Consider the following 25,981-nt stretch of genomic DNA (forward strand, 5'->3'; position numbering starts at 1 on the left):
GTTTTTAGTAGGTTACGGATGTTGGTTTTTGGGTTGTGCGTTATCGGATAATCAGACGCGCCGCGTTGGCATCGTATTCGTAGTCGAAGTCGGCGTCTATCTGGAGAATCTTCATGGCGTGTTCGATACCGTCGGAGATGTGGATCTTGCCGCGACAGTACAAGTGGGGGAGGCGGTCTCTCTGGACGATGATGTCGATGTTGTAGGCCTTCTCGAAGCGGGCGATAAGCTCCTCGAACGAGGTGTCCTGCAAGCTGATGATTCCGTCGGTCCACAATACCGAATCGAAATGATCGACCCGCTGCCGCTTGAGGGTCTTGCCTTCCAGTTTCACATAGTCATAGGGATACATGATGATGTCGGCATCGCCGGCGAGCAGGTGCTCGATCTTGACGCAACCCCTCATGAGCAGGGTCGTGAAGCGCTCGTTGGCTTCGTCGGCATTGACGCAGAATTTCGTGCCCAGGACTTTGATGTCACACGCGTAGGTATTGACCGTGAAGGGGCGTTTCGTGTCCCTGGCCACATCGAACACGGCTTCGCCCGACAGTTTGACGCGGCGGCTTTCGGACGAAAATAGCGTCGGATATTCCAATTTGGATCCTGCATTCAGGCGGATTTCCGTGCCGTCGGGCAGGGTCATGTCCATTCGGTGTCCCTTGGGCACCTCCACAGTTACCATTTGTTGTGCGAGGCGTTCTATCCGGTTGTTGGAGACCTGGAAGCCGACACCCGCCGCGAGGGCTATCACGGCAGCAACGGCGGCCGCACGGTTTGCGATGCGTCGCCAGAACGGGCGGCGGAGGCCCGTCGCCGGGGATTTCGGGGGCATGTTCAGCACCATGGCCGAAAAAATCACGCTCAGGGCGTCGAGTTCGCGGCGGTGTGCCTCATCTTCATCGAGCCAGTCGAGAACGGCCTTCTCCTCCTCGGCAGAGGTCTCGCATTTTAAATATTTCAATAATGTTTCGTTGTCCATACTTTTATATAACAATTCTGTACAAAAACCTTACATCGAAAATAAGGGTTTTTGCAAAATAAATATATTTAATAATAATTTAAATAAATTAATATTTGTGCAAGTTGTTCAGGATAACCGAGATAAGGCCTGCGACGGGAAGGTATTCGGCCAAGGCTTTTCTCATGATGGCCAATACGTTTTGGATCTCGGATGTGACTTTGCGGCGTGTGATGCCCAGTTCTTCGGCTATTTCGTCGTAGGTTTTGTCCATAAAACGGTTTTGCTCGAATATCTTGCGTGTCAGTTCGGGCAGTTTGTCGAGTTCGCGGCGTATGATTTGCTGCACCTCCGTGGCGTAGAAGGTCGTGGGTTCGAAGTTTCCCAGTGCGCGGATGCTCTCGTTGAGCATCCGTTGGTTTTCGCAGCCGAGCTGCTGCTCGATTTTGTAGAAACTCTGCTGGCGGTGCAGGTAGTTCATGCAGTTGTGCTTGACGATGGTCAACAGATAGCCGATTTTGTTGTCCGCGCGCGTGAATTTGTCACGATGCTCCCAAAACGACACGAAACTGTCTGTCACTATGTCCTCAGCGGCGGATTTCGCCCGTACGTATCTGAGTGCTATAATGACAAGTTTCTGATAATATTCGGAGTAAATCGTGCTCAATTCCGCACTGGTCAATCTATTGTCGTCCAGAATCTCCATGAATCATCTAAAATGCGTCCTGCTTCATAAAACAAATATATGTGAAAAGCCGTTGGCGGAATTAAAATTAAAAAGGGCTCATGCCTAAAAAGTTGTGTGTGGGCTGATTATCAGCCTATTGTCTGCATTCAGCCAATTGAAGGCCAACTCACGCATGCACAACCTGTATGCAATATTCGCAAAATATTTCGACAACTGCAAACGGTTTGCAGGGATTTGGGCGACTTTTCCTGCGACCGACCGCACCCTTTTCTGGCATCCGAAAAGGAAACACATCCCGTCAGATATTTATTTTTCGGACTTTTTGTGATAGGGTAAACGCGTTGATTCCTAATTGGTTGTTATTCTCGTTTTCCGTCCTGGACCGGTCTTTGGGTCCCTTTCTGACGGCAAGAGTTGCGACAAATGTTGTTTTTCATCTTTTTTTTATATATTTGCTGTTGCAAAGGTTTCCGAATCGCCGGTTGCGCGACGAGGAATGAAAAGGGAATGCAGTGAGAATCTGCGACAATACCCGTTGCTGTGAGTTCCTGCCCCGAAGATGGGGCGCAAAAGGTTTTACATTCTTTGCCACTGGCCGCTGGGCCGGGAAGGCGTGAAACCGGAACGAGTCAGAAGACCTGCCGATGCCTTATTAGGATTTGCAACCTGCGGGAGTACGGGTGAAAATCAAAACTGCGATTACCCCTGCATCCTGCATGCCAGTCCAAAATGAGCTTTCCGAGACAGTCCTGCGAAAGGAGGTGAATCCGTTTTGAAATTCTGTTGTTCCGTATCCCGAAGGGGTTCCGGGTGTTTTTTTATTTGTCAAACTTAAAATACAACAGAGGTGAAAAAACTATGTACCCTTTTGGCAATTGCCCTGTTCGGCGTTGCGATGTGGAGTTGCTCGTATGACGACGACGACCTGTGGAACAAAGTGAACGACTTGGACGGTCGGGTGAGCAGCCTGGAAAATACCCTCGCTCAAATGAACAAGGATATCACCCGGCTTGAGGGACTGATCAATGCGATAGATGTCGGCGACCCCATTACGGGATTTTCCGCAATGGATTCCGGAAAAGGCTGGATCGTAACCTTCGGCAGCGGAAAAATCATCGAGCTGTATCACGGAAAGGACGGACAAAACGGAAAGGATGCCCAAGCTCCGATAATTACCGTACAGGAAGAAGAAGGGGTCTACTATTGGGCAGTCACGATCGACGGAAAAACCGATTTCATGTATGCCGACGATGCCAAAACCCAGAAGATCCCTGTTACGGGCAAGGACGGAGCCACTCCGGAGATCGGTGTAGACGCAGAAGGTTACTGGACGGTAAACGGTGTCCGGGTTCAGTGGAATGGGAAGGATTTGCCGGCCACAACCGAAGGGTATACCTATCTTTTCACCGATGTCGTGGACAATGGCCGCTATTACACGTTCCATCTTGCCGACGGGACTACGATCGACGTGGTGAAACGATTGAATGCAAGCATCGAGATAGACGCCGAGCCGACCGAATATTTCCAATACGGCCAAACGCGTGTTTTCCAATTCGCAACCGAGAATGCAGTGGCCCTCGCCGGAGGAGCCACCGGGCCTATGGACTGGACGGTCAGCGCAAGTTTTAAAGAGAATAAGGGACGTCTGCGCATCATAGCGCCGAAGTCGGATGGATGGGAACTCGAAGGGACCGTAACCGTGAGTGTTGTCGGCAGCGACGGTGCTGTGGCAACAGCCTCGATATATGTCTCCGCAGGCAGCTATGAACTGCGATACCTCACTTTTGAGGACGATGATTACAAGGGAGCGCAGGGGGCCAACTACTGGTCCTCGCTGATCGATACGCCCCAGTACAACGGGCCGCTGCTTTATCCGTCCACAGACAAGGTTTACAACTGGTATGATCAGGGCAACACGGAAATCATGCATCAGCTGACCGACGAATGGGGCGACCACAAATACTGGGGTGGCGGCGAAGCCATCTCCAACTATGTGGAGACGAATATCGACAACGGCACTTTCGAGCGCCAGCTGGCTGTTTATTACCGGCACCCCGAAACCGGGTTCGGAGGTCACAACGGTTCCCGGAATTTCTGCGTCCATTATGGCTATCGGGACGAGTCCGGCTATGGAGGTACCAAGCTCCAGGCCATCTGGTTCAAAGACGACGTAGCACGTGTCGTCGACCACATGTACGTTACGGCAACCACCTATCTGCTCAAGTGTGTGGTAAGCGGCAACGGCCTCACCGACCCCGTCGGACCGGACGGATTTGTCCGACTGGTGGCAATCGGATTCGACGCCGAAGGCAAGGAGATCACTTCCGTGCGACCGACTTTCGAAATCGCCAATTACAAACGCACCGTCATCGACTGGCAGAAGTGGGATCTCTCCGAGCTGGGGAAGGTGAGCCGGATCGAATTCAATGTCACGGGTGACAGCGACAACGGTTACGGATTCAGCCAACCGGCCTATTTCGCGTGGGACGACCTGGCGGTGCGATTCGAATAGGTCGGCCCCCATTTGTGCCAAATAACCGGAGTGTCGGGACCGAAAAATCCCGGCACTCCATATGAACAAACAAACGGTATCAGGAAGTGAAAAGAATATCGGCAATTTGGATCCTGTTCCACCTTCTCGTCGGCGGCTTCGCGCATGCTCAGGGTGTCGGGAGCCGGCAATATCCGGATTCGATCCGCACGCTGGCCATCAACGAGGTGACGGTGCTCGGCAGGCAGAACCGGACGGTCGTCCCAGCGCAGATTCTCTCGGGCGAGAAGCTGCAAAGGCTCAACTCGCATTCCGTGTCGGATGCGCTGCGCTATTTCTCCGGTGTGCAGATCAAGGACTACGGAGGGATCGGAGGCTTGAAGACCGTCAACATCCGCAGCATGGGCAGCCAGCACGTGGGGGTGTTTTACGACGGCATACAGATCGGCAACGCCCAGAATGGAACGGTGGACCTCGGCAAGTTTTCGCTCGACAACATGGAATTGGTCTCGGTTTACAACGGTCAGAAAAGCGACATATTCCAGTCCGCACGCGACTTTGCCTCGGCAAGTGCGGTATATATGGTGACGCGCAGGCCCGTTTTCCCGGGCGGACGCAACAACCGCTTCAACGTGAAACTCAAGGGCGGATCCTTCGATCTGATCAACGCCTCCGCCCTCTGGGAGCATCGAATCGGCAAAAACCTTTCGTCGTCGGCCAATATCGAATATCTGAACACTTCCGGAAAATACAAATTCCGCTACCACAAGGACGGCGGCTATGACACCACCGAAGTCCGGCGCAACGGGGATGTATGGTTCCTCCGCGCCGAGGCGGCCCTCTTTGGCAGGATCCGGCGCGGCGAATGGCAGGTGAAAGGCTACTTCTACAACTCCGAGCGGGGGTATCCCGGTGCCGCCGTGAAGAAGGACTACGGAATTTCGCTGCTGAACGAAGACCGGCAGCGGGACCGCAACTTTTTCGTCCAGGGTTCCTTACGACAGGAGGTGACGGATTTCTACAGTTACAGGATTCAGGCCAAATATGCCAACGATTACATGAACTACATCATGCCGCCCGAGAGTACCGTCCAACCGATGGACAATCACTATTGGCAGCAGGAGGTCTATGTCACGGCGGCCAATCTGTTTGTGCTCACCCCGTGGTGGACGGCGAATCTGTCGACCGATTTCCAGTGGAACAAACTCGATGCGGACGGCACCGACATGTTCAATGCCCATTTCATCCAACCGCGACGCTGCACGCTGCTGGGCGCCCTGGCCACATCGGTCAACTTCAACCGGTTCAGCATGCAGGCCAGCCTGCTTTACACCTATGTGCACGACCGGAGTGCCCGGAGGATGGAAACGGCGCCCGACAAGAACATCTTCTCGCCCACGCTGATCGCCTCGTACCGTCCGTTTAAAAGGATCGGGCTCGATATAAGGGCCTTTTACAAGGAGATATTCCGCATGCCAACCTTCAACGACCTCTATTACGTCCAGTTGGGCAACCGGCTTCTGAAACCGGAGTACGCCACGCAGTACAACGTGGGGGTTGTCTACACCAGACAATTCGGCAAAGGGGTGCTCTCGGCGCTCAATCTTTCGGTGGATGCCTACTACAACGAGGTGAAAGACAAGATAATCGCCACACCGACCTCCAATCAGCTCGTCTGGACGATGGTGAATCTCGGGTATGTGGAGATCCGCGGGGTAGATGTGACGTTCAATCCCAGTTTCCGGATAGGCGGACTGACGCTGGATGCCCGGTTGAGCTACACCTATCAAAAGGCGCAGGATTTTACCAGGGAGAAGGATGAAGGGTGGGAGGAGAACGTCATGGACGGATATGGCGACCAGATACCCTATATTCCGTGGCACAGCGGCTCGGCGGTGCTTAACGCCTCCTTCCGGAAGTGGGATTTCAATTACAGCTTCATCTACACGGGAGAGCGTTATATGCTCGGAAACAATATCCCGGTCAACTACATCCAGCCGTGGTACACGCACGACATGTCGCTGTCGCGGGATATTCCATTCAAACGCGCCCGGCTCCGCATCACCGCCGAGGTGAACAACATTTTCAACCAGCAATACGAGGTGGTCAAGTGGTATCCCATGCCGGGGACCAATTTCAAGATTATTCTAAGTCTTACATTATGAACAGGTTTTATTTTAAGAGGCTCATTGCTTTCAGTTGCGTGCTCCTCCTTGCCGCCTCCTGCCGCAAGGACGATCCGATCCTGCCCTCCGAGCCGACCCTGGTAAACCCGTGGGAGCAGGTGACGGGCGACATATACGGCTTTTTCCTGCTCAACGAAGGCAACATGGGGACGAATCAGGCATCGCTCGACTATTACGACTATGAAACGGGCGTCTATACGCGGAATATTTACGGCGAGCGCAACCCTTACGAAGTGAAGGACCTGGGCGACGTGGGAAACGACATTCAAATCTACGGCGACAAGCTCTGGGCGGTCATCAATTGTTCGAACTACGTCGAGGTGATGGATGTCAATACGGTCAGGCACATCGCCAAAATTGCGATCCCCAACTGCCGCTACCTCGCCTTCAAAGGCAAATATGCCTATGTGAGCGCTTATGCGGGTCCGGTGCAAATAGCCCCGGATGCCCGGATCGGCTATGTGGCCAAAATCGACACGGCCACGCTTCAGGTCGTCGACGAGTGTATCGTGGGTTATCAGCCCGAGGAGATGGCTATTGTGGGCGACAAACTCTATGTCGCCAATTCGGGCGGCTACCGGGTCCCCAATTACGACCGCACCGTGTCGGTCATCAATCTGAAGACTTTCACGGAAGAAAAGAAAATAGACGTCGCCATCAACCTGCACCGGATACAGCCGGACAATTACGGCAATCTGTACGTCTCCTCCCGCGGAGACTATTACGAAGTGCCCTCCAAGACATTCATCATCGACACCTCGACGGACAAAGTGACCTACGAGTTCGAGAACCTGCCCAACACGCAGATGACCCTGTGCCGGGATTCGCTGTTCCTATACAGCACCGAATGGAGTTACATAACCAACGACTGGACGGTATCCTATGCCATCGTAGACACGCGCACGCGGGAGATCGTCACGCGCAACTTCATCAAGGACGGGACCGAAGAGCGCATCCAAACACCTTATGGAATTGCCGTCAACCCGAACACCGGGGAGTTTCTGGTTACCGACGCCAAGGATTACGTCCGGGCCGGGACCCTGCACTGCTTCGGTCCGGACGGGAAGCGGAAGTGGTCGATAAGCACCGGAAACATTCCGGCGCATATCGTCTTCACCCGTAAAAAACTGCAACCTCTGAAAAACTAACTTAATATTCTTGGGTATGAAAACAAATTACACACGAATTGTTTTGCTGCTTGTGTCGGCATTGCTTTCAATCGGGTTTCTTGCCGGGTGCAGCGACTCCGACAAGGGTACCGATGTCTATTTGCTGAAAAAGGAGGATATCTCCGTGAGCCAGCCCGAAGGGGGATTCAAGGCTCTGATCAGGAAGCCGTTCCGGATCGAGGTGAAAAGCGTCTCGGACGAGGGCGTTTCCTACGCATGGTCGCTCGGCGAGTCGAAGATTGCCGACACGAAAAATCTGGAATACACCTTCACGTCGCTGGGCACATTCACCCTCAGGCTGCAGGCCAGTCAGGGAACGACCGTCTTCGACTATGATTTCGAGGTCACGGTAAGCAGCGATTACGTACTCAAAGAGGAGGACATAACCATCGAAGAGCCGGAAGGAGGATTTCGGGCCAAGGTCGATCAGTTGTTCCGGGTCAATGTGACCAGCGTCTCCGACGAAGGGATCTCTTATACCTGGTTCGAGGACGAGGAGCAGGTTGCACAGACCAAGAATCTTGAGCACATGTTTTCACACGGCGGATCCATCGGCATGAAGCTGACGGTCTCGCAGGGCGATATCTCCTTCGACTATCATTTCACGGTTTTTGTCGAATACGCTCCTGTCGACCCGCCTGCCGAGGGGTCGAATCCCTATGTCACCAAAGTCTTCGACTACATGCCTGCTGTCGGACAGTTTACCAACGAACTGCCGAAGTATGAGGAAGGGGACACGCAGGAGGATATGAACCAAAAGGTGCTGGAGGCCATTGGCGATAACAAGCGCGGAATGATCACCCTCGGCGGATTCGGCGGCTATGTGACGGTCGGTTTCGACCATACAATCCAGAATGTCGAAGGCTTGCGCGACTTCCGGGTCCTGGGCAATGCCTTTTACGCAAATGCCAACCCCAATCCGAATGCTCCAGAGGGCGGAAGTTGCGAGCCGGGAGTCATCATGGTGGCCTACGATCCCGACAACCTCGGGCCGGACAAGGTGCAGTGGTATGAGATACAGGGCAGCGCCCATGTCGATCCGACCCAAGAGGCGTGGTATGAAATGGCCAAGGGCAAAGGCAACGATGTGGAGACCCATTTCAATTACCGGATAACCTATTACCGCCCCGACAGCGAGCCGACATCGAGAGAGGAATGGGGTACCTATATCAAATGGGATGACAATCAGGGGAAGTCCGGCTACAAAGTGAAGAATCAGTACCACGCGCAGCCCTATTATCCGCAGTGGGCCGGAGAAACGCTGTCCTTCACGGGAACGTGCCTGCCCCAGAATGCGATTGACGAGAGCGGTGCGGGGAGCTATTTCGTGCTGTACAAATTCCGCTACGGCTATGCAGACAACGAGATCAACAACCTCGACGATTCGGCGATCGACATAAGCTGGGCGGTCGATTCGAGCGGTGACAAAGTCAACCTGCCGGGTGTCGATTACATAAAAATCTACACCGGCATCAATCAGGAGAACGGTTGGCTCGGGGAGTGTTCGACCGAAATCATGGGTGTCGAAGACCTGCATCTGCTGAAGCAGAGCATAGCTACACGGCCTTAAGGTCGGAACAACCGGAGCGATCCGGTTTCCCGGGCCCCGGAAATGGCGTTCGGGACTTATGGATAATCAATCGGCGGCGGGTTCCTTGATCACGGTGAACCATTGCAAACCCTTCTTCGTAATTCATTCCCGCCGCCGTTCTTTGACACGCTGCGAAAACCGAAGTTGGAGATTGACGTGCGTTTCTTTGTTCTGAAACGATTCAAACTCCGGTTTTCGCAGTTTATTTTGTAATTTTGAGCCGATGAAAAACTTTTTGAAATTCGGATTGGCGGCCGCAATGGCCCTGATCACTGCCTGCGGGCAGCAAACCGCCGGAGTGGACGATTACACGCTTCCGGTATACACACCCTCCCATGCATCGGGCTTCGGGATCTCCGGCGCCGAGGGGATGCAGAGCACCTTGCTGAAGACGAAGAGTCCGTGGCAGGGCGCCGAGGACAGCGAAACGATGCTCTTCATCGCCCGCAACGGCGAAAAGGCACCGGCCGGATTTACGGGTCAGGTCGTGGAAGCCGGAGCGCGGCGTATCGTCTGCATGTCGTCGACCTATGTGGCGATGCTCGATGCGCTGGGACAGACGGACCGGATCGTCGGCGTTTCGGGCCGGGACTATGTCACGAACGAGTATGTGACGACCCATGCCGGGACGGTGGCCGACGTCGGATTCGACGGGAATGTCGATTACGAGCTGCTGCTGGCCCAAAAGCCCGATCTGGTCCTGTTGTTCGGCATCAGCGGCGCCAGCGGCATGGAGCCGAAGCTGCGGGAGATGGGGATCCCGTTCTGCTATGTCGGCGAATATCTCGAGGAGTCGCCGCTCGGCAAAGCCGAATGGCTGGTCGCCGTGTCGGAAATTACCGACAGCCGCGAAAAGGGCGAATCGGTTTTTGCGCCGATTCCCCGGAGATACGATGCACTGAAGGAAAAAGTCGCAGCGGCGACTTCGGAAAATCCCAAAGTGATGATCAACGCCCCCTATGCCGGTTCGTGGTTCATGGCGTCGACCGAGAGCTACGTCGCCCGACTGATCGCCGACGCCGGAGGCGATTACATCTACACGAAGAACACCTCGAACCGTTCGCTGCCCATCGACCTGGAAGAGGCCTATATGCTGACCTCGGCGGCCGACGTGTGGCTCAACACGGGCAATGCCTCGTCGCTCGACGAACTGAAAGAGCTGTATCCCAAATTCGCCCGGACCCGGTGTGTGCAAAACGGTGCGGTCTACAACTGCAACAGACGGATGAACTCCGCCGGAGGCAACGACTACTGGGAATCGGGCGTCGTGCGGCCCGATGTCGTCCTGCACGACCTGATCGCGATCCTGCACCCCGAGGTGCTGGACGAAAATGACCGGGAAACCTACTACTACCGGAGGCTTGAATAATCAGCGGTCGATGCCGTCGCGCGAAAGAAGCCCCAGCCGGTAGTAGTGCTTCACCTCGCACATGTCGGTTACCAGGTCGGCCGCGTCGATCAGTCCCTGCGGCGCATAGCGTCCCGTGATGACCACCTCGACAGCCGGATGGCGGTTGCGCAGCACATCCAGCACGACGGCGGTCGAAAGCAGCCCGAAATGCAGGGCGATGGTCAATTCGTCGAGGATCACCACCGCGTATTCGCCGCTTCGGAGCAGCTCCGCGCAACGGCTCCATCCCTTGTGTGCCGCCTCGGCATCGGCCGGCTCGGGATCTCTCCCGATGAAGCATCCGCGCCCCAGTTGTTCGATGCGGATGCGTCCGAATGCCGGATTCGTGCCGTCGAACAGCCCTTCGACCTTCGTTTCGTTGTACTTCATCGATTTGACGAACTGCCCGACATAGACGTCCTTCCCGCTGCACAGCGCCCGCAGGGCCAGGCCGAATGCCGCCGTGGTCTTGCCTTTGCCGTTGCCGGTGTAAACGTGTAGATAGCCTTTGGTCTCCATTGCTAAAAATTGATTTGATTTCCCTGGGCGAACAGCGAATCGAGGAGCTGGTAAAGTTCCGCCAGCAGTTCCCCGGCGTCCAGATCGCCGTTCAGGGTAAAGAATTTCCCCTGTGGGGTGCAGTAGTGCACGGTGCTGACGGCCGCGCAGGAGTCGGCTCCGCAGATGATGACCGCATCGACATCCTCCTCGTGGCGCAGCATGGCGTTGAAGAAAGCCAACAGGTAGCGCGGGGCGTTTATCGACGGGACAAGTACGATCGTTCCCGACGCATCGAATTTGTCCGGAGAATTCACCACTTTCAATCCGTAGCGTTCGGCAATCCGTTCGGCGACATCCGCCGTAACTCCGTATAAAACGATATTCATAATTTTAAAATTAAAAAAAGACGCGGCCGACTACTAATCTCGATGCAATGACAGTTATGGCAGTAACAAATCCTTGTTTTGCCGCGTCTTTTTTGGTTTATCCGAAAATCAGAATCAAGAGTTGGGCCGCCAGCACCCGCAGGAACATCGACAGCGGATAGACCGTGGCATATCCCACCGACGGGGCATCGGTCGCGGTCTGCTCGGCCGAATAGGCCAGGGCGGGCGGATTGGTCGACGCTCCCGAAAGCACGCCGATCAGCGTGTAATAGTTGAGTTTGTAGTAAAAACGCCCGAAAAGTCCGGCTAGCAGAAGCGGTATGATCGTAATGGCTGCTCCGTAGGCGATCCAGACATATCCGCCCGCCAGGAGCGTCGGCACGAACTCCTCGCCGGCACCCAGCCCGACTCCCGCCAGGAAGAGCGAGATACCCACCTCGCGTAACATCAGGTTGGCCGACATGGTCGTGTAGGTGACCAGCTTGTAGCGAGGCCCGTAGCGGCCGATGAGGATGGCCACGATCAGCGGCCCGCCGGCAAGTCCCAGCTTGACGGGCTGGGGGATGCCCGGAATCCAGAACGAAATGCTTCCCAGCAGAACACCCAGTGCGATGCCGATGAAGATGGGGATCAGGTTGGGGTGGTTGAGCCGCTTGAGCGAGTTGCCGAAAAGCCGCTCGGCATGCGTTACCGACAATTCGGGCCCCACGACCGTCACCTGATCGCCGATTTGGAGCTGCAGGTCTCCGGAGGCAACCAGATCGATACCCAAGCGATTGATGCGCGTGATCGTCACTCCATAGGTCGAGCGCACCCGCAGTTCGGCGAGGGTCTTGCCGTTGAGTTCGGGCTTGGTGATCAGGATGCGCCGCGAAATCATCGTTTTGTCCAGGACCATCGGCTCGGAGTCGACCTCCCGGCCGAGCAGGGCCACCAGCGCCTCGACATCTTTGGGCGCCGCCACGAGCAAAATCCGGTCACCGCCGTGGAGCAGCGTCGCAGCGTCGGCCAGTTCGGGCGTTTTGCCCGGGTGGCAGATGCGCGAAACCACGAAATCGCGCAGGGCCAGACGCCGAACTGCGGCAATGCTTTTCCCCTCGACGGCCGGATTGCTGATCTCGACCGAGAGACAGCGGGTCGTCAGATCCTTCAGGGCATCCGTTCCCAGTCCGGCAGCCTCTTCCTCCCGGTGCACGTCGATACGCAGCAGGTAGCGCAGCGACAGCAGGGTCAGAATGGCGCCCACGACTCCCAGCGGGTAGGCCACGGCATAACCCGTGGCGATATCCGGAGCATCGGCCCCGGCATGCAGGTCGCTGAATGCCTGCTGTGCGGCGCCCAGCCCGGGCGTATTAGTCACGGCACCCGACATCACGCCGACCATCGTTGTCATGGGTAATCCCGTCGCGTAATAGAGTAGCACCGTCGTGACGACACCCAGCGCAACCACCAGCACCGCCAGTTTGTTCAGCGTGATACCGCCCTTGCGGAACGAGGAGAAAAACCCGGGTCCGACCTGCAGGCCGATCGAATAGACAAAGAGTATCAGTCCTAACTCCTTGAGGAAGTGCATCAGGTGCTCATTGATGTTCATCCCGAAATAGCTGAAGGCGATGCCGACGAACAGGATACCCGTCACCCCCAGCGACACGCCGGAGACCTTCACCTTGCCCAATATGACACCGAAGGCGATGACCAGCGCCAGTATCACCACCGAGTGGGCGACGCCGCCGCCCCACAGCGAGTCGGAGCCAAATAGCAATCGTTCGATTAGTTCCATACCGAATCCCTTTTATGCCGGCATCCGCCCGCGAAACAAAACCTGCATACCGAAAACGGCAGGTCAATCCCGCGGCAGCGTCGGGTTCAAAAAAACATATAAAGCAATACACAACCGATATCGAATGCCCATCCCTCGGGGTCCTTCGACGTCGAATCGACTTGGCAGGTCTTCTGACTTGCTCCTGTTCCGAAGCCTTCCCGATCCTTGCGGACCAGTGGCGAGATGTTCGAAACTTTCGCGGAGTTTCACAGCAGCGGGACTGTCCGGGATTTGCACCCGATTCCCTTTTCATCTCCCTTTTCGTGCGAAAAGCGGAGAACCAAATCTGGGACAAATATAAAGTTTAATCCCGAATAATAGCATCGGAAAACGAATTATTTTCAGAAAACAGCCTTGCAGGCCGTTAAAACGCCTATTCGGGATCTGCGAATTTTCCCCGCCTGTCCTGCCGGCGACGGTTTTGCCGCCGTCCGGCCCGTCGCAGCCACGCGGCCAGTCTCTCTCCTCTCCGAACCACAGCCTGTTCCGGCCTGATCCCTCTTTTTGCCCGACGACGGGGGAGCCGCCCGAAGACCAAACAGCCCGGATCCATTCCGGGCTGTTTTTCGATCTATCACAAAAAAATCGGGGCAGGGTAGATCCCTGCACCCGAATGGCACTCTCCCCGCTCAGAGAGCAAATTTTGCAGCGGTGAAGCCCTCCCCGTGAACTACCGAAGAGCGAGCTCCAGAAATTGGGCGTAAGATTTGTCTTGTTTTGTCTCGCTTTTTGAGGGTCAGGCGAAAATCAGAATCAGGAGTTGAGCCGCCAGCACCCGCAGGAACATCGACAGCGGATAGACCATGGCATATCCCACCGACGGGGCATCGGTTGCGGTCTGCTCGGTCGAATAGGCCAAGGCGGGCGGATTGGTCGACGCTCCCGAAAGTACGCCGATCAGCGTGTAATAGTTGAGTTTGTAGTAAAAGCGCCCGAAAAGTCCGGCCAGCAGAAGCGGTATGATCGTAATGGCTGCTCCGTAGGCGATCCAGACATATCCGCCCGCCAGGAGCGTCGGCACGAACTCCTCGCCGGCACCCAGCCCGACTCCCGCCAGGAAGAGCGAGATACCCACCTCGCGTAACATCAGGTTGGCCGACATGGTCGTGTAGGTGACCAGCTTGTAGCGAGGCCCGTAGCGGCCGATGAGGATGGCCACGATCAGCGGCCCGCCGGCAAGTCCCAGCTTGACGGGCTGGGGGATGCCCGGAATCCAGAACGAAATGCTTCCCAGCAGAACACCCAGTGCGATGCCGATGAAGATGGGGATCAGGTTGGGGTGGTTGAGCCGCTTGAGCGAGTTGCCGAAAAGCCGCTCGGCATGCGTTACCGACAATTCGGGCCCCACGACCGTCACCTGATCGCCGATTTGGAGCTGCAGGTCTCCGGAGGCAACCAGATCGATACCCAAGCGATTGATGCGCGTGATCGTCACTCCATAGGTCGAGCGCACCCGCAGTTCGGCGAGGGTCTTGCCGTTGAGTTCGGGCTTGGTGATCAGGATGCGCCGCGAAATCATCGTTTTGTCCAGGACCATCGGCTCGGAGTCGACCTCCCGGCCGAGCAGGGCCACCAGCGCCTCGACATCTTTGGGTGCCGTCACGAGCAAAATCCGGTCACCGCCGTGGACGGTTGTTGCCGCGGCAGCCAGCTCGGGCGTTTTGCCCGGGTGGCAGATGCGCGAGACCACGAAATCGCGCAGGGCCAGATCCCGTATTGCGACGATGCTTTTCCCCTCGACGGCCGGATTGCTGATTTCGACCGAAAGGCGCCGGGTCGTGAAGTCTTTCAGAGCATCCGTTCCCAGTCCGGCGGCCTCTTCCTCCCGTTGCACGTCGATACGCAGCAGGTAGCGCAGTGACAGCAGGGTCAGAATGGCGCCCACGACTCCCAGCGGGTAGGCCACGGCATAACCCGTGGCGATATCCGGAGCATCGGATCCGACATGCAGGTCGCTGAATGCCTGCTGTGCGGCGCCCAGCCCGGGCGTATTGGTCACGGCACCCGACATCACGCCGACCATCGTCGTCATGGATAATCCCGTTGCGTAGTAGAGTACCACCGTCGTGGCGACACCCAGCGCAACCACCAGCACCGCCAGTTTGTTCAGCGTGATGCCGCCCTTGCGGAACGAGGAGAAAAACCCGGGGCCGACCTGCAGGCCGATCGAATAGACAAAGAGAATCAGTCCGAACTCCTTGAGGAAGTGCATCAGGTGCTCGTCGATTTTCATCCCGAAATAACTGAAGGCGATGCCGACGAACAGGATGCCCGTCACACCCAGCGAGACCCCGAGGATCTTTATCTTACCCAAAATGATGCCGATCGTGATAACCAGCGCCAGAAGCACCACCGAGTGGGCTACTTCCCCCCCCCCAGATGAGGAGGAACCAAACAATAATTGTTCAATTAGTTCCATACTGAATCCCTTTTATGCCGATATCCGCCGCAAAACAAAGCCTGCACGCCAAAGACGACACGTCTGTCCCGCGGCAGCGTCGGGTTTAAAAAACAATAAAGTAATACACAACCAATATCGAATATCTATTCCTCGGGGTTCTTCGGCATCGAACCGATTGGGCCGATCTTCCGGCTCGTTTCCGTGTCGACGCCTTCCAGGCCTTGCGGCCTGCGGCAAAGATTCTAAAACTTTTGCGCCCCATCTTCGGAGCCGAAATCCTCAGCAACGGGTATTGTTGCAGAAGCTTTCGTCACTCCCTTTTCACTCCTCATCGCGCAACTGGCGCTTCGAAAACCTTTGCTTTAACAAATATAATAATAAATCGGTCATTAGATACCGTCCAATGTAAAAAAAATTGCTTTTTGAATTCTTTGCACATTTTCCCGATCGGGCCGATCTTCCACTTCTTCCGGGCAGTCCTCCCGGTCCTCGATAAAAAAAGTTATTCGGATGCAGGGCCGATCCCCGCATCCGAATAACTTTCGGGCTGCATCCCGCTTAGAGGGCGAATTTTGCACCAATGAAGTAGGTGCGCGGAGCTGCCGGGCCATAGATATAGGCGGCATCCTTGTTCTGCCCGAAATCGAGGTCCTTCTGGAAACTGTCGAAAAGGTTCTTCACTCCGGCGTTCACTTCCAGCCGCAGCTGCTTCGTGAGTCTGAAGTTGTACGACAGACGCAGACCCATATCCCAGAAATTGGGCGTCAGACGCTCCGTATCCTGCTCGATATAGCCGGCATTGTGCTGCACGAGCATGCGTCCCGTGTAGTTGCCGAAGAGCGAGGCCACGAAATCGCGCGTGAGGTTTACCTTCGCCGTCAGGTAGCCGTAGTGGTCCGGCGAGCGGAACATCCTCCGCTGCGGGGCCACATCGTCCGACCACTTTTCGGGTTCGTCGTAACGGCTGCGCTGGAAGGTGTAGCCCAGCTGCAGTTCGAAGCGTCCCGGGATACCCAGCTTGGCTTCGGCACCCACACCGGCCACGGTGGCTCCCGAGGCGTTGCGCCGCTCCTTGATGATGTTGCCATGCTCATCCTCGCCGATTTTGTCCAGCGAGAAGACATCTTTGAGCTTTGTGTAGAATCCTTCGATGAGCAGGTTGCCCTGCACACGGCCGAAATTGTGGTACAGATCTACCGATGCGCTCAAGCTGTGCGAATATTCGGGCTTGAGGTTCGGGGCCAGACGGATGATCGCCAGCTTGTTGTCCAAGGCATCGATGTGCAGGTCCTCGTTGTAGGCCTGCGGCGCGCGGTAGCCGCTCGAATAGCTGGCCCGCAGTCCGATCTTCTCCGTAGGGCTGTAGCGCACATTCACACGCGGCGAGAAGACCACGTTCTTCATCATGTTGTGCTTGTCCAGACGTCCTCCGATCAGGAAATTGACCTTTTCGCTCTGCCACTCGTTCTGGAAGAAGAAGCCCGTGCTATGGGAGTCCTGCTTGAAATCGCGTCCCAGACCGAGGTATTTGTCGTGGAGCGTATTGTAGTTGTACTCGATACCTGCCGTCAGCTCCGAGGGCAAGAACAGCAGTTTGTGGAACGTGTAGGTGTATTGGGCTCCGGCCACGAACGTCTTGTCGGTCGTGGCACCGTAGGCATCGAGATTCTGGTCCGTGCCGAAATAGCTGTTGCGGTCGATATTCTGCGCCGAGGTGTAGATACCCATCCGGTGGCGGTTGTTCGGGCTGAACCAGTCGAATTTCAAGCCGCCGCCGTCGATCTTGTGGTTGAGCTGTTCGGCGATGCCGGCCTTGTGGGGCGGCTGGTCGAAGGCATCTCCACCGCGGCGGAACTCATGGATGTGGTGGTACTCGGCCGTCAGACGCGTATAGGGCGAGGTCTTGTAATAGGCCCGGAAGCCTGCCGTCTCGGAGTTGAGTTTCGGGATGTCCGAGAATCCGTCTCCGTTGCGGTCGTAGGAGTCGCGGTCCTTGAGCATTCCGAACAGGAAAACACCCATTTTGTAGTCGTCGGAGACGAACGAACCGTTGAGCGAGGTGTTGAAGTCGGTCGTGCCCCCGCTGAAGATATTGGTCGTGTTGGACAGCATGATAGAGTTGCGCAGCGGTTCCTTGGTGATGATGTTGACCACACCGCCAATGGCGTTGGCACCGAACAGGGCCGATCCTCCTCCGCGAATCACCTCGACCCGCTCGATCATGGCGACGGGAAGCTGCTCCAGACCGTAGACCGAGGCCAGCGAGCTGAAGATCGGGCGGCTGTCAATCAGCACCTGCGAATACTGACCTTCGAGTCCGTTGATGCGCAGCTGGGTTGTGCCGCAGTTGCTGCAGTTGGTCTCGACGCGCAGGCCCGACTGGAAATTCATCGTCTCGGCCATGTTGCACGAGGCGGTCGATTCGAAGAGCTGGGTCGAGGCCACCGAGACGATGGTCGGCGCGGTTTTCTTGTTGCTCTCCGTCCGGCTGGCCGAAACGACGATCTCCTCGACCGAAAGCGCTTCTTCGGTGAGTTCGAAATTGACCTCAAGGGTCTTGTTGGGAAGGATCTCGACCGTCTGCTCGGCGCTCTTGTAGCCCACGGAAGAGGCGACGAGCGTAAAGCGGCCCTGGGGCAGGTTTTTCAGGAAAAAGTGTCCCGTAGCGTCGGTCGCAATGCCGATGGTCGTGCCTTGGACGGCGATGGTGGCAAAGGAGAGGTGTTCGCGCGTCTTGGCGTCGATGACATGGCCGGTGATGTGCGCGTCGCTCTGTTTGCGGGGCTTGACTACGGATTCTTCCCCGGCCAAACACAGGGCGGGAAGCAGGAGCATGAGAAATGCCCCCAATATCATTTTTTTCATGGGTAAATTTGTTTTTGGATGTTACTGATACAATTACATGGTCTCAGGGGCAGGCGGCAGCCCGTCCCCTTCGGAGAAGAATGTGGATCAGCAGGCCGGAGGCGCCCGGAGCCCGTAAATCCGGATCGGCACATCCTGACGGGCCGACGTAGCTTGCGTCTTGAAGATGAAGGAAACACCCAGCAGGCGCAGGACAAAGGCCACAAGCGTGGCGGCCGTCATCACCAGCAGCGACAGGTGAGCGATCAGCTGAAACTGCTGCGGGGTATGGCTGTGCCCGGGGTTGTTCGATGTGCCGGAGAAAGGATGGGAGTGAACATAGGTGTGCCCGTCGATCTTGTGAACGTGGGGAAAAAGCGTGACGGAACCCCAGTACCATGCGAAGAGTACCAGTAGCAACGCCGCTCCTATGTTCCGTGTATAGTTACGCACTGTTCTTTGGGGTTCGCCCCAAAGATACGGAAAAAAAGATAAAAAACAGCATTTATCGCCAATTTCGGCATTCGACACAAGGGCAAAGGCCCGAAAACAAAAGAATTAATACGCTGTAAATCAGGTATATTTACAATTTTGTAAAAAAATCAAAAAAACACCTCTTCCGGGCGGGGCTATTTTGCACACGCATCCTCGGGAGCATCCCCGGGCAGAGGAGATTTCGCGCACCTCTCCCCGGTCTTCGCTTTGGGCGGGGCTATTTCGCGCACGCCCTTGTGGCCCACTCTGCTTGCCGCCCCGGCACCGGGCAGGGGCGGGCTGCAGGGCGTCCCTGCCCGGGATGCCCGCGGATGCGGCCATTGCGTTTTTGGCCGGCAGAAATATTTTCCGTAACTTGGCGTTGTAATTTGGGGTATTGTGCCCCGATATACGCAAAACGAATCTGAAAAACGACAAGAATATGAAACTGATATCATGGAACGTCAACGGAATCCGTGCCTGCTGCGACAAGGGCTTCCGGGAGGTTTTTACGGCGCTGGATGCCGATTTCTTCTGCCTGCAGGAGACCAAGATGCAGGAGGGACAGCTCGAACTTGCATTCGCGGGTTACAGCTCCTTCTGGAACTATGCCGACAAGAAGGGCTATTCGGGGACGGCGATTTTCACCCGCCACACTCCCGTGAATGTCACCTGCGGCATGGGCATCGACGAACACGACCACGAGGGACGCGTCATCACCCTGGAGATGGAGAATTTCTTTCTGGTGACCGTCTACACGCCCAACTCGCAGGACGGACTGAAGCGTCTGGACTACCGCATGACTTGGGAAAATGACTTTCGCGACTACCTGCTCCGGCTCGATGAGCGCAAACCGGTTCTGGTGTGCGGCGATTTGAACGTGGCACACCGCGAAATCGACCTCAAGAATCCCAAGACCAACCGCATGAATGCCGGCTTCACCGATCAGGAGCGCGAGAAGTTCCAGACACTGCTCGATGCCGGATTTATCGACACGTTCCGCCATTTCCATCCCGATTTGGAGGGGGCCTATTCGTGGTGGTCCTACCGCTTCCGGGCCCGGGAGAAGAACACGGGCTGGCGTATCGATTACTTCCTCGCGTCGGCGCGTTTGAAAGACCGGTTGCGCGGCGCCGCAATCCACAACGAAATCTTAGGCTCAGACCACTGCCCCGTGATGGTGGAGGTCGATTTGTAACAGCTCCGGGAGCTCAGACAAGAGAGCCGGCAGGTCGTAAAACCTGCCGGCTCTCTTGTCTGTTGCGGCAACGGATTTTTCCGCGTCCATCTCTTCTCCCTGGGCCGCACATCGTCGGCTGTTCAACCCCAATGCGCCGCTTGCCAGGCTCTCGACCCCGGCTTCGCACCGGACGGAGTGGGGTAGCGGAGGCTGCCGCCACGCGATGCGGGTGCACCGAAACTGCTGGATGCCGAAGAGTCGGTCGGCACGCTGCCGCACATTCCGCCGCCAGCGGCTGTCCAATCAGCAAATCGAGGCTCCGAGCAATCCCGCATTCTCGACATTCGAGCAGCAGATGTGCAGTCGCTTGACCGCGCCCGCATAGAGGAAGCCGTCGAGCGTCTCGTACATCGAATCCTTGAAGAAGGCGAAGGCCTGCGCGATACTGCCGCCGAGGACGATCGCCTCCGGATCGTAGGCATACATGACAAGCATCACCAGATTGCCCACATGATGCCCGAACTCCTTCCACAGTGCCAGAGCCTCCTCGTCCCCTGCGGCAGCCTTTTCACAGGCCTCCTTGCCCGTGGTGCCGCGGCCGACGAAGAAACGGCTGCTGCAATAGTACTCGTAGTCCCGGTCCAGATAGGGGGCGGCACCGATTTCGCCGGCCCCCGTATTCTGACCGCAGTACAATTTGCCGTCGATGACAATCCCCGCGCCGACACCCGTACCCATCGCCATGCAGACCACATCGCGGTAGCCCCTGGCCTCGCCGTAACGGCAGACCCCCAGGGCAAAGCAGTTGCAATCGTTGTTGACATGCACGGGCAGCCCGAAGCGGCGTTCGAGATACTCCTTGAGGTGCACTTCGCGCCACGAGGGGATACCCACCACGTCGTAGACGATGCCCTGGACCGAATCCACCACCGAAGGCACACCCACGCCGATCTGACGGACCTCGGGTGTCATGATCCGCGCAACCAGCGTCGAGATATGTTCCAACACAGCCTCGGCCGATGCCGTGGCCTTGCAGGGCTCGGACAGGAGTTTGACGATCTCGCCCTCATGGACAAGGCCGACCCGAAGGTTTGTGCCTCCCAAATCTATTCCAATATTCATAAGTTTACCCACTGCCGCCTATCGGCCGGGCGCATGCCGACCTTCCACGACAGATTTTTTAGAGCCGACGGCACTTCATGCGCCCGGAGTGTACCGCCAGCCGTCCATACTCAGGTTCAGGGAAACGGGACGCTGCAAAAATGATGCGGCGTTCCGGCCGTTTCCGTTTCGGAATCAGTCGAGCCGCTCTATTTTGCCGTCACGGAACAGGATGCGGTTCACGATGCGTCCGTCGCGCTCGTGGATCCAGGACTCGAATTCGCGGACCCCCTCGTGCAGCTCGATGATGCGCACGCCGTGACGCAGGTTGTTGTAGGTGGTGTCGTAGCCCGAGAAGCGGCCGTATCCCAGCGCTATGCCGTTCTGCGCCACCACATAGTCGATATCGTGGTCGTGACCCACGAACACGCCGCAGATGTCGCCCATCTCGACCATCGAGCTGTACATGCCGGTATTCAGCACCCCGGGGCATTCGTCCTCGGCGCGACGTCCCGCATGGGTGTTTTCGTCGTTGGCCCAGGCCGGAGCGAACTCGTGGAGGCAGATGTGGAAGAAGGCCATCGAGGGCAGGGGTCTGTTGCCGTTGGCGGCGGCATATTTTGCGCTGAGGCTGCGGTACCAGTCGATCTGCTCCCGGGTAATCCAGGCGTAGCCGTCAACCCCGTCGAGGGTCGAATAGTCGTGGGAGTCGATGCAGTAGAGCACCTTGTCGACCTTGTCGCCCTTGCGCGACATCACTTCGAGGGCCACGTCGTCCAGTTCGCCCGATTTGCGGGTGTTGAGCGTACCCTTGAACGAGGTGACGATTTCGGCGATTTCGGTACGCGAGATATCCTGCTCGGCATCGTGGTTGCCCAATGTCACGCAGAAGGGCAGATTGCGCTCCGCGACGGGAGCCAAGATCATCTTCCATCCCTCGGCTGCGGGTTTTCCCGTGACCACGTCGCCCGTGAAAATCACCAAATCGGGCTTCTCGCTGTCGAGGATGTAGTTCAGCTGGTCGATGGTCCTGGCCGACTGTGCGCGGCGGTAGTCCGTGCTCAAATCCAGGTGGGTGTCGGTAAATTGTGCGATCTTATACTTGCCCTCCTCGTTGATCTTCAGGACGGGCGTCTGCGCCATGACACCGCACCATGTGATGCAGGCGCACAATAATGTAACTGTTTTTTTCATGGTAGTAGGTTATTTTCAGGTTTTTACTTTTCGGCCAGCTTGACAGTGCCGCTGCGCTCCACCTTTACGCTGCGTCGGCAATTGTCGCCCCATGTCACTGTCAGCGTGAACGGCACCGGGGTCTCGACGCTGATGACGGGAGTCTCCCCGAGCGCTCCGCGCGACTTGACCTTGAGCCCCACGAGCGACTCGGGACCGTAGGGATAGCGTTCGATGCCGTGCGCCTCGCAATGGGTGATATTCCATTCGATCGTCCCCTCGGCGAAGTCGGACTTGATGCCCAGAATGTATTCGATGAACACGGCGATGGGCGGCAGTCCCGTCCAGCCCACAAAGTCCCTGCGGGCCATGAATCCGGGTTCGATTTTCTCCGGGGCATAATACTCCCAGAATGTTCCGGTCTTCTTCCACACCTCGAAAACCGCGTTGTAGTGGTTCTCGGCGATCTCCTGAGCCAGCTCGCGGTAGCCCTTCCTCCACAGGCCGTCGATAATCATATAGTTCGAACTGGGCCAGATTCCCCCTTGCCAGTAGCGGCCTGCGTCGTTGTACTTTTTGTGGTCGGCCGACAGCGAGGGCACGCGGTGCGGACGCGCAAAGGTGGCCGTGTCGGCCAGATGCGCCACCAGACGGTCCAGACGCTGCTTCGGCAGGACGTCGGTATGCAGGACCCAATAGGCATGGACGCCTTTGGTGCCGTTGAGCCGTCCATCGGCACAGCGGTCGAAGAGAAAGCCCTCCCTGTCGTCCCACATGCAGGTGTTGATATGCTTCCTAAGGTATCGGTTTTCGTCCTCGAGCTCCTCGATCTCCTGCCAGCGTTCGGTGTAGAAGCCGATTTGCAGCAGCATGTCGTTGACCATTATCTTCTGCAGACAGGCATCGATCCACTCCATATGGCCGTGGGAGAAAATCGGATTGTAGCCCTTGGGCACACGCGGCATATTGTCCATGCCGGTGCCCCATCCCGACGACCAGTAGGTTCCGTTGGGCCAGCTGCGGTTCAGCCGCCACCAGTTGGCATAGGAACACAGCACGGGGAAGACCTTGTGCAGACGGTCCAGATTGCCGAACTGCCTGTAATACATCAGCTCGGCCCACGGCAGGATGTTGGGTCCGGTCGAGGTGGGGTCGTAGCGCTCGAAACAATCCGATCCGTCGGCGCGAATCTCCCGGCAGATGAAGCCGTCGGGATGCTGGTGCGCGTAGAAGTTGTCGAGCGTGCGCTGGAAGGGGAAGAAATGGTAGCCATACCGGGCGAACATCATCATGAAGGAGGCGTCCCACATGAAGATGTTGCCGTTGTATGCGATGTCGAGATAGGGCGCGACGAAGCCCGAATCAGCCTGCGGCTGGCGGATGTTGCCGACCGCGATTTTCCAGGCATGCCAGTACATCTCCACCTCGCGCGAATGTCCCTCCCAGAACGGGGCGGGAAGAATGTGGCGCGCCTGGTCGAAGCTGCGCGGACGAATCGTCTCGGGCTTCATGTTGCGAAACTCGTTTTCGGCGACGAAGACATCCTTGACATAGGTGTTCTTGTAGGGCGACTGACCGCTCTCCGGATGCTGGTTTTGCGCCATGAGCTCCCCCGGGAGGAGCCCCGCCAGCACAACACCCAAAATGACTTTACGAATCATAACGCTCAATTTTACCGGTCGTTTCCTTCGGTGAGCGCCTTGATGCGGTGGGGGATCTCGGTGTTGCGATAGCACCCCATGAACTCCCTGGCGCCGGGGCCGTAGGCGAATACGGGAATCAGTGCAGGCGTATGGTCGTCGGTGACATAGACACCCATCACACGCCCCGTCTTCTCGTCGCCGTCGAGCAGCATCAGACCGCCCGTCTCGTGGTCGGCCGTGACGATGACCAGCGTCTCGCCGTTGCTGTCGGCGAACTTCAGGGCCTCGGCAACGGCCAGGTCGAAGCTCAGCGTCTCGATGACCGATCCCGGGAGGCAGCGCGCGTGGCCGGCGTAATCGATTTTGGCGCCCTCTACCATCAGGAAGAAGCCGTTGTCGCTGCGCTCCTGCAACTTTCGGATCGCCTCGCGGGTGGCCTGGGCCAGCAGCGGGAGGTTCTCCTCGCTGGCGGCCTCGCCCATCTGCTCGTCGATGCAGATGACCTTGCCCTCGCGGGCATTGATGGCGTCAACCGAGCGCACGAAGGAGTACTTCGCCTCGAGCTCCTCGGCCAGGTTGCGGCCATCCTCGCGCTTGGTGAACTTCGCGATGCCGCTGCCGCACAGCAGATCGATACATCCGTCGGTCAGATAGGCCGTCAGGATGTCGGAATTGTCACGCTCGGTGCTGTGGCCGTAAAAGGCCGCAGGGGTAGCATCGGAGACATCGCCCAGAGTCACCACACCCACCGGACAGCCATTGGCGACAAAGAAATCGCTCAACGAGGGAACGGGGACATTGTCGCCCGTGGCCGAGATATGACGGTTGTTGTGGCTCTCGCCGGTGGCCAGAGCACTGCCGGCCGCCGCCGAGTCGGTGGTGAAGGCATTCAGGGCATGGGTCCGCTGGAATCCGATGTGCTTCAGGGTGGCCAGCGACAGGCCGTGGTTGGCATAGAGGCCCGCCATGATCTGTTCGAGGCCCATTCCGTCGCCGATGAGCAGGATCACATTCCTGACTCTGGACAGCGCGCCGTCGTTCAGGAAGGAGGGCTGATAGACCTCGATTCCCTTTGAGAGATGCATCTTCTCGCTCTGGAAGCCGGAGAAGTTGCGCGTAGCCTTGTCCAGACGCTTCGTGCCGGTCACCCGGCTGCTTTCGGAGGGGTTCTTCGCACCGATCTGAAAGTTCTTGTTGCCGAAATCGTTGTAGAACTCGGCGCACTGCTCCGGACGATCCGTATTCATGTAGTCGATCCCCATGTTCCAGAACGTGTAGTAGACCGTGATGCCCTCGGGAGCGCCCCAGAAGCGCACGGGCTTGTTCCATGCATGCACCCGGTCGATAACCTCCTGTAATTTTGCGGCTTCCGACTCGACAATCGACCCCTTGCCTTTCCACTTCGAGAAGTTGCGGAAATTGGCGCTTACCAGGGCGATGCGCTCAAGCTGTTCGGGGGTGTAGTCCTCGTCCCACTGACCGTCGAAGGCGATCCATTCGGGATACTCCGAGAACTCCTCGGGTGAGGGCACGTTGCCCGTGATGGCAATACGCACGGCATGGCGATTGACCGAAGGATCGAATACCGAAGGGTATTTCCGGAGCATCTTCACCACGGCCTTCAGTGTGGGCTCCGTTTCCGACTTGAGCTCGACCAACAGCTGGAGGTTCTCGTCGGAATCGGCCCATGCCTTGCCGCCGTTGCGGCCGAACAGCGTCACCAGCGGACGCACGTACATCTGCTCGAAGGTCATCTCGTCGCGCAGATCCTCGATGTCGTGTCCCACGAGCAGTTTCCCCTTGTGGAGGAAGACATCGGCCTCGATGGAGTGCACTCCCTGCGCATAGGCCTGATAGAAAGGCATGCGACGGCAATAATCGTTGTGGGAGTGGATCAGCATGGGAGGCTGTGCCGATGCCCAGACAGACAACATGAGGGCCGACAGCCCCATTGCGATTTTTTTCAGTTTCATGGTTTTCCTT

At 57.0% G+C, this 25,981-nt stretch carries 18 protein-coding genes and 2 riboswitches; of the genes, 6 read left to right on the forward strand and 12 right to left on the reverse strand.

Annotation, left to right across the window (positions count from 1 at the left end):
- Positions 1-40: 40 nt before the first annotated feature.
- Together QZ460_RS01460 and QZ460_RS01465 are read right to left on the reverse strand one after the other, a co-directional pair.
- Positions 41-961, reverse strand: a complete 921-nt coding sequence (locus QZ460_RS01460) for a FecR family protein (protein WP_290539811.1) — start codon at positions 959-961, stop codon at positions 41-43.
- Between the two features lie 106 nt (positions 962-1,067).
- Positions 1,068-1,664, reverse strand: a complete 597-nt coding sequence (locus tag QZ460_RS01465; protein ID WP_290539812.1) for an RNA polymerase sigma-70 factor — start codon at positions 1,662-1,664, stop codon at positions 1,068-1,070.
- Positions 1,665-2,093: 429 nt separating this feature from the next.
- A riboswitch (cobalamin riboswitch) is annotated at positions 2,094-2,307 on the forward strand.
- A 186-nt stretch (positions 2,308-2,493) separates the two neighbouring features.
- On the opposite strand from QZ460_RS01465, the gene QZ460_RS01470 reads away from it, so the two are divergent.
- The 5 genes from QZ460_RS01470 to QZ460_RS01490 all read left to right on the forward strand — a co-directional run bounded on the left by QZ460_RS01470 (position 2,494) and on the right by QZ460_RS01490 (position 10,452).
- Positions 2,494-4,158, forward strand: a complete 1,665-nt coding sequence (locus tag QZ460_RS01470; protein ID WP_290539813.1) for a DUF4465 domain-containing protein — start codon at positions 2,494-2,496, stop codon at positions 4,156-4,158.
- Between the two features lie 86 nt (positions 4,159-4,244).
- Entirely contained in the window at positions 4,245-6,302 is a 2,058-nt protein-coding gene (locus QZ460_RS01475; protein ID WP_290539814.1) for a TonB-dependent receptor, read from the forward strand.
- Positions 6,299-7,471, forward strand: coding sequence for a DUF5074 domain-containing protein (locus tag QZ460_RS01480; protein ID WP_290539815.1), 1,173 nt, complete (start codon positions 6,299-6,301; stop codon positions 7,469-7,471). The genes QZ460_RS01475 and QZ460_RS01480 overlap by 4 nt, the downstream gene beginning before the upstream one ends.
- Before the next feature lie 577 nt (positions 7,472-8,048).
- On the forward strand, positions 8,049-9,062 hold the full coding sequence (locus tag QZ460_RS01485; RefSeq protein ID WP_290539953.1) for a PKD domain-containing protein: 1,014 nt from the start codon (positions 8,049-8,051) through the stop codon (positions 9,060-9,062).
- A 244-nt stretch (positions 9,063-9,306) separates the two neighbouring features.
- A complete protein-coding gene (locus tag QZ460_RS01490) occupies positions 9,307-10,452 on the forward strand; it encodes an ABC transporter substrate-binding protein (RefSeq protein WP_290539816.1) in 1,146 nt (381 codons plus the stop codon).
- On the opposite strand, the gene QZ460_RS01495 is transcribed toward QZ460_RS01490, so the two are convergent.
- The 6 genes from QZ460_RS01495 to QZ460_RS01520 form a co-directional block, all read right to left on the reverse strand.
- Complete coding sequence (locus QZ460_RS01495; RefSeq protein ID WP_290539817.1) at positions 10,453-10,992, reverse strand: cob(I)yrinic acid a,c-diamide adenosyltransferase; 540 nt, start codon at positions 10,990-10,992, stop codon at positions 10,453-10,455.
- A 2-nt stretch (positions 10,993-10,994) separates the two neighbouring features.
- On the reverse strand, positions 10,995-11,360 hold the full coding sequence (locus QZ460_RS01500; RefSeq protein WP_290539818.1) for a hypothetical protein: 366 nt from the start codon (positions 11,358-11,360) through the stop codon (positions 10,995-10,997).
- Positions 11,361-11,457: 97 nt separating this feature from the next.
- Positions 11,458-13,140, reverse strand: coding sequence for a putative transporter (locus QZ460_RS01505; protein ID WP_290539819.1), 1,683 nt, complete (start codon positions 13,138-13,140; stop codon positions 11,458-11,460).
- A gap of 145 nt (positions 13,141-13,285) precedes the next feature.
- A riboswitch (cobalamin riboswitch) is annotated at positions 13,286-13,482 on the reverse strand.
- A gap of 436 nt (positions 13,483-13,918) precedes the next feature.
- Positions 13,919-15,601 (reverse strand): putative transporter, encoded by a 1,683-nt coding sequence (locus QZ460_RS01510; RefSeq protein ID WP_290539820.1) that lies wholly within the window; start codon positions 15,599-15,601, stop codon positions 13,919-13,921.
- 540 nt (positions 15,602-16,141) lie between these two features.
- The gene (locus QZ460_RS01515) at positions 16,142-18,448 is read right to left on the reverse strand and encodes a TonB-dependent receptor (protein WP_290539821.1); all 2,307 of its coding nucleotides are present in this window, start codon (positions 18,446-18,448) and stop codon (positions 16,142-16,144) included.
- An 87-nt stretch (positions 18,449-18,535) separates the two neighbouring features.
- A complete protein-coding gene (locus tag QZ460_RS01520; RefSeq protein ID WP_290539822.1) occupies positions 18,536-18,880 on the reverse strand; it encodes a hypothetical protein in 345 nt (114 codons plus the stop codon).
- A 463-nt stretch (positions 18,881-19,343) separates the two neighbouring features.
- On the opposite strand from QZ460_RS01520, the gene QZ460_RS01525 reads away from it, so the two are divergent.
- Positions 19,344-20,099: an exodeoxyribonuclease III gene (locus tag QZ460_RS01525; protein WP_290539823.1), complete on the forward strand. Its 756-nt coding sequence runs from the start codon at positions 19,344-19,346 to the stop codon at positions 20,097-20,099.
- A 285-nt stretch (positions 20,100-20,384) separates the two neighbouring features.
- Here QZ460_RS01525 and QZ460_RS01530 read toward each other — a convergent pair whose 3' ends face one another.
- From QZ460_RS01530 to QZ460_RS01545, 4 genes are all read right to left on the reverse strand, one after another.
- Positions 20,385-21,203 carry an ROK family protein gene (locus tag QZ460_RS01530; protein WP_290539824.1) on the reverse strand — a complete coding sequence of 273 codons (819 nt, stop codon included), beginning with the start codon at positions 21,201-21,203 and terminating at the stop codon, positions 20,385-20,387.
- 174 nt (positions 21,204-21,377) lie between these two features.
- Positions 21,378-22,376 (reverse strand): metallophosphoesterase family protein, encoded by a 999-nt coding sequence (locus QZ460_RS01535; RefSeq protein ID WP_290539825.1) that lies wholly within the window; start codon positions 22,374-22,376, stop codon positions 21,378-21,380.
- A gap of 23 nt (positions 22,377-22,399) precedes the next feature.
- Entirely contained in the window at positions 22,400-23,959 is a 1,560-nt protein-coding gene (locus tag QZ460_RS01540) for a trehalase family glycosidase (RefSeq protein WP_290539954.1), read from the reverse strand.
- 68 nt (positions 23,960-24,027) lie between these two features.
- The gene (locus QZ460_RS01545; RefSeq protein WP_290539826.1) at positions 24,028-25,971 is read right to left on the reverse strand and encodes an alkaline phosphatase; all 1,944 of its coding nucleotides are present in this window, start codon (positions 25,969-25,971) and stop codon (positions 24,028-24,030) included.
- Positions 25,972-25,981 lie beyond the last annotated feature (10 nt).

It is taken from the genome of Alistipes sp., from assembly GCF_020026455.1.
Taxonomy (GTDB): Bacteria; Bacteroidota; Bacteroidia; order Bacteroidales; family Rikenellaceae; genus Alistipes.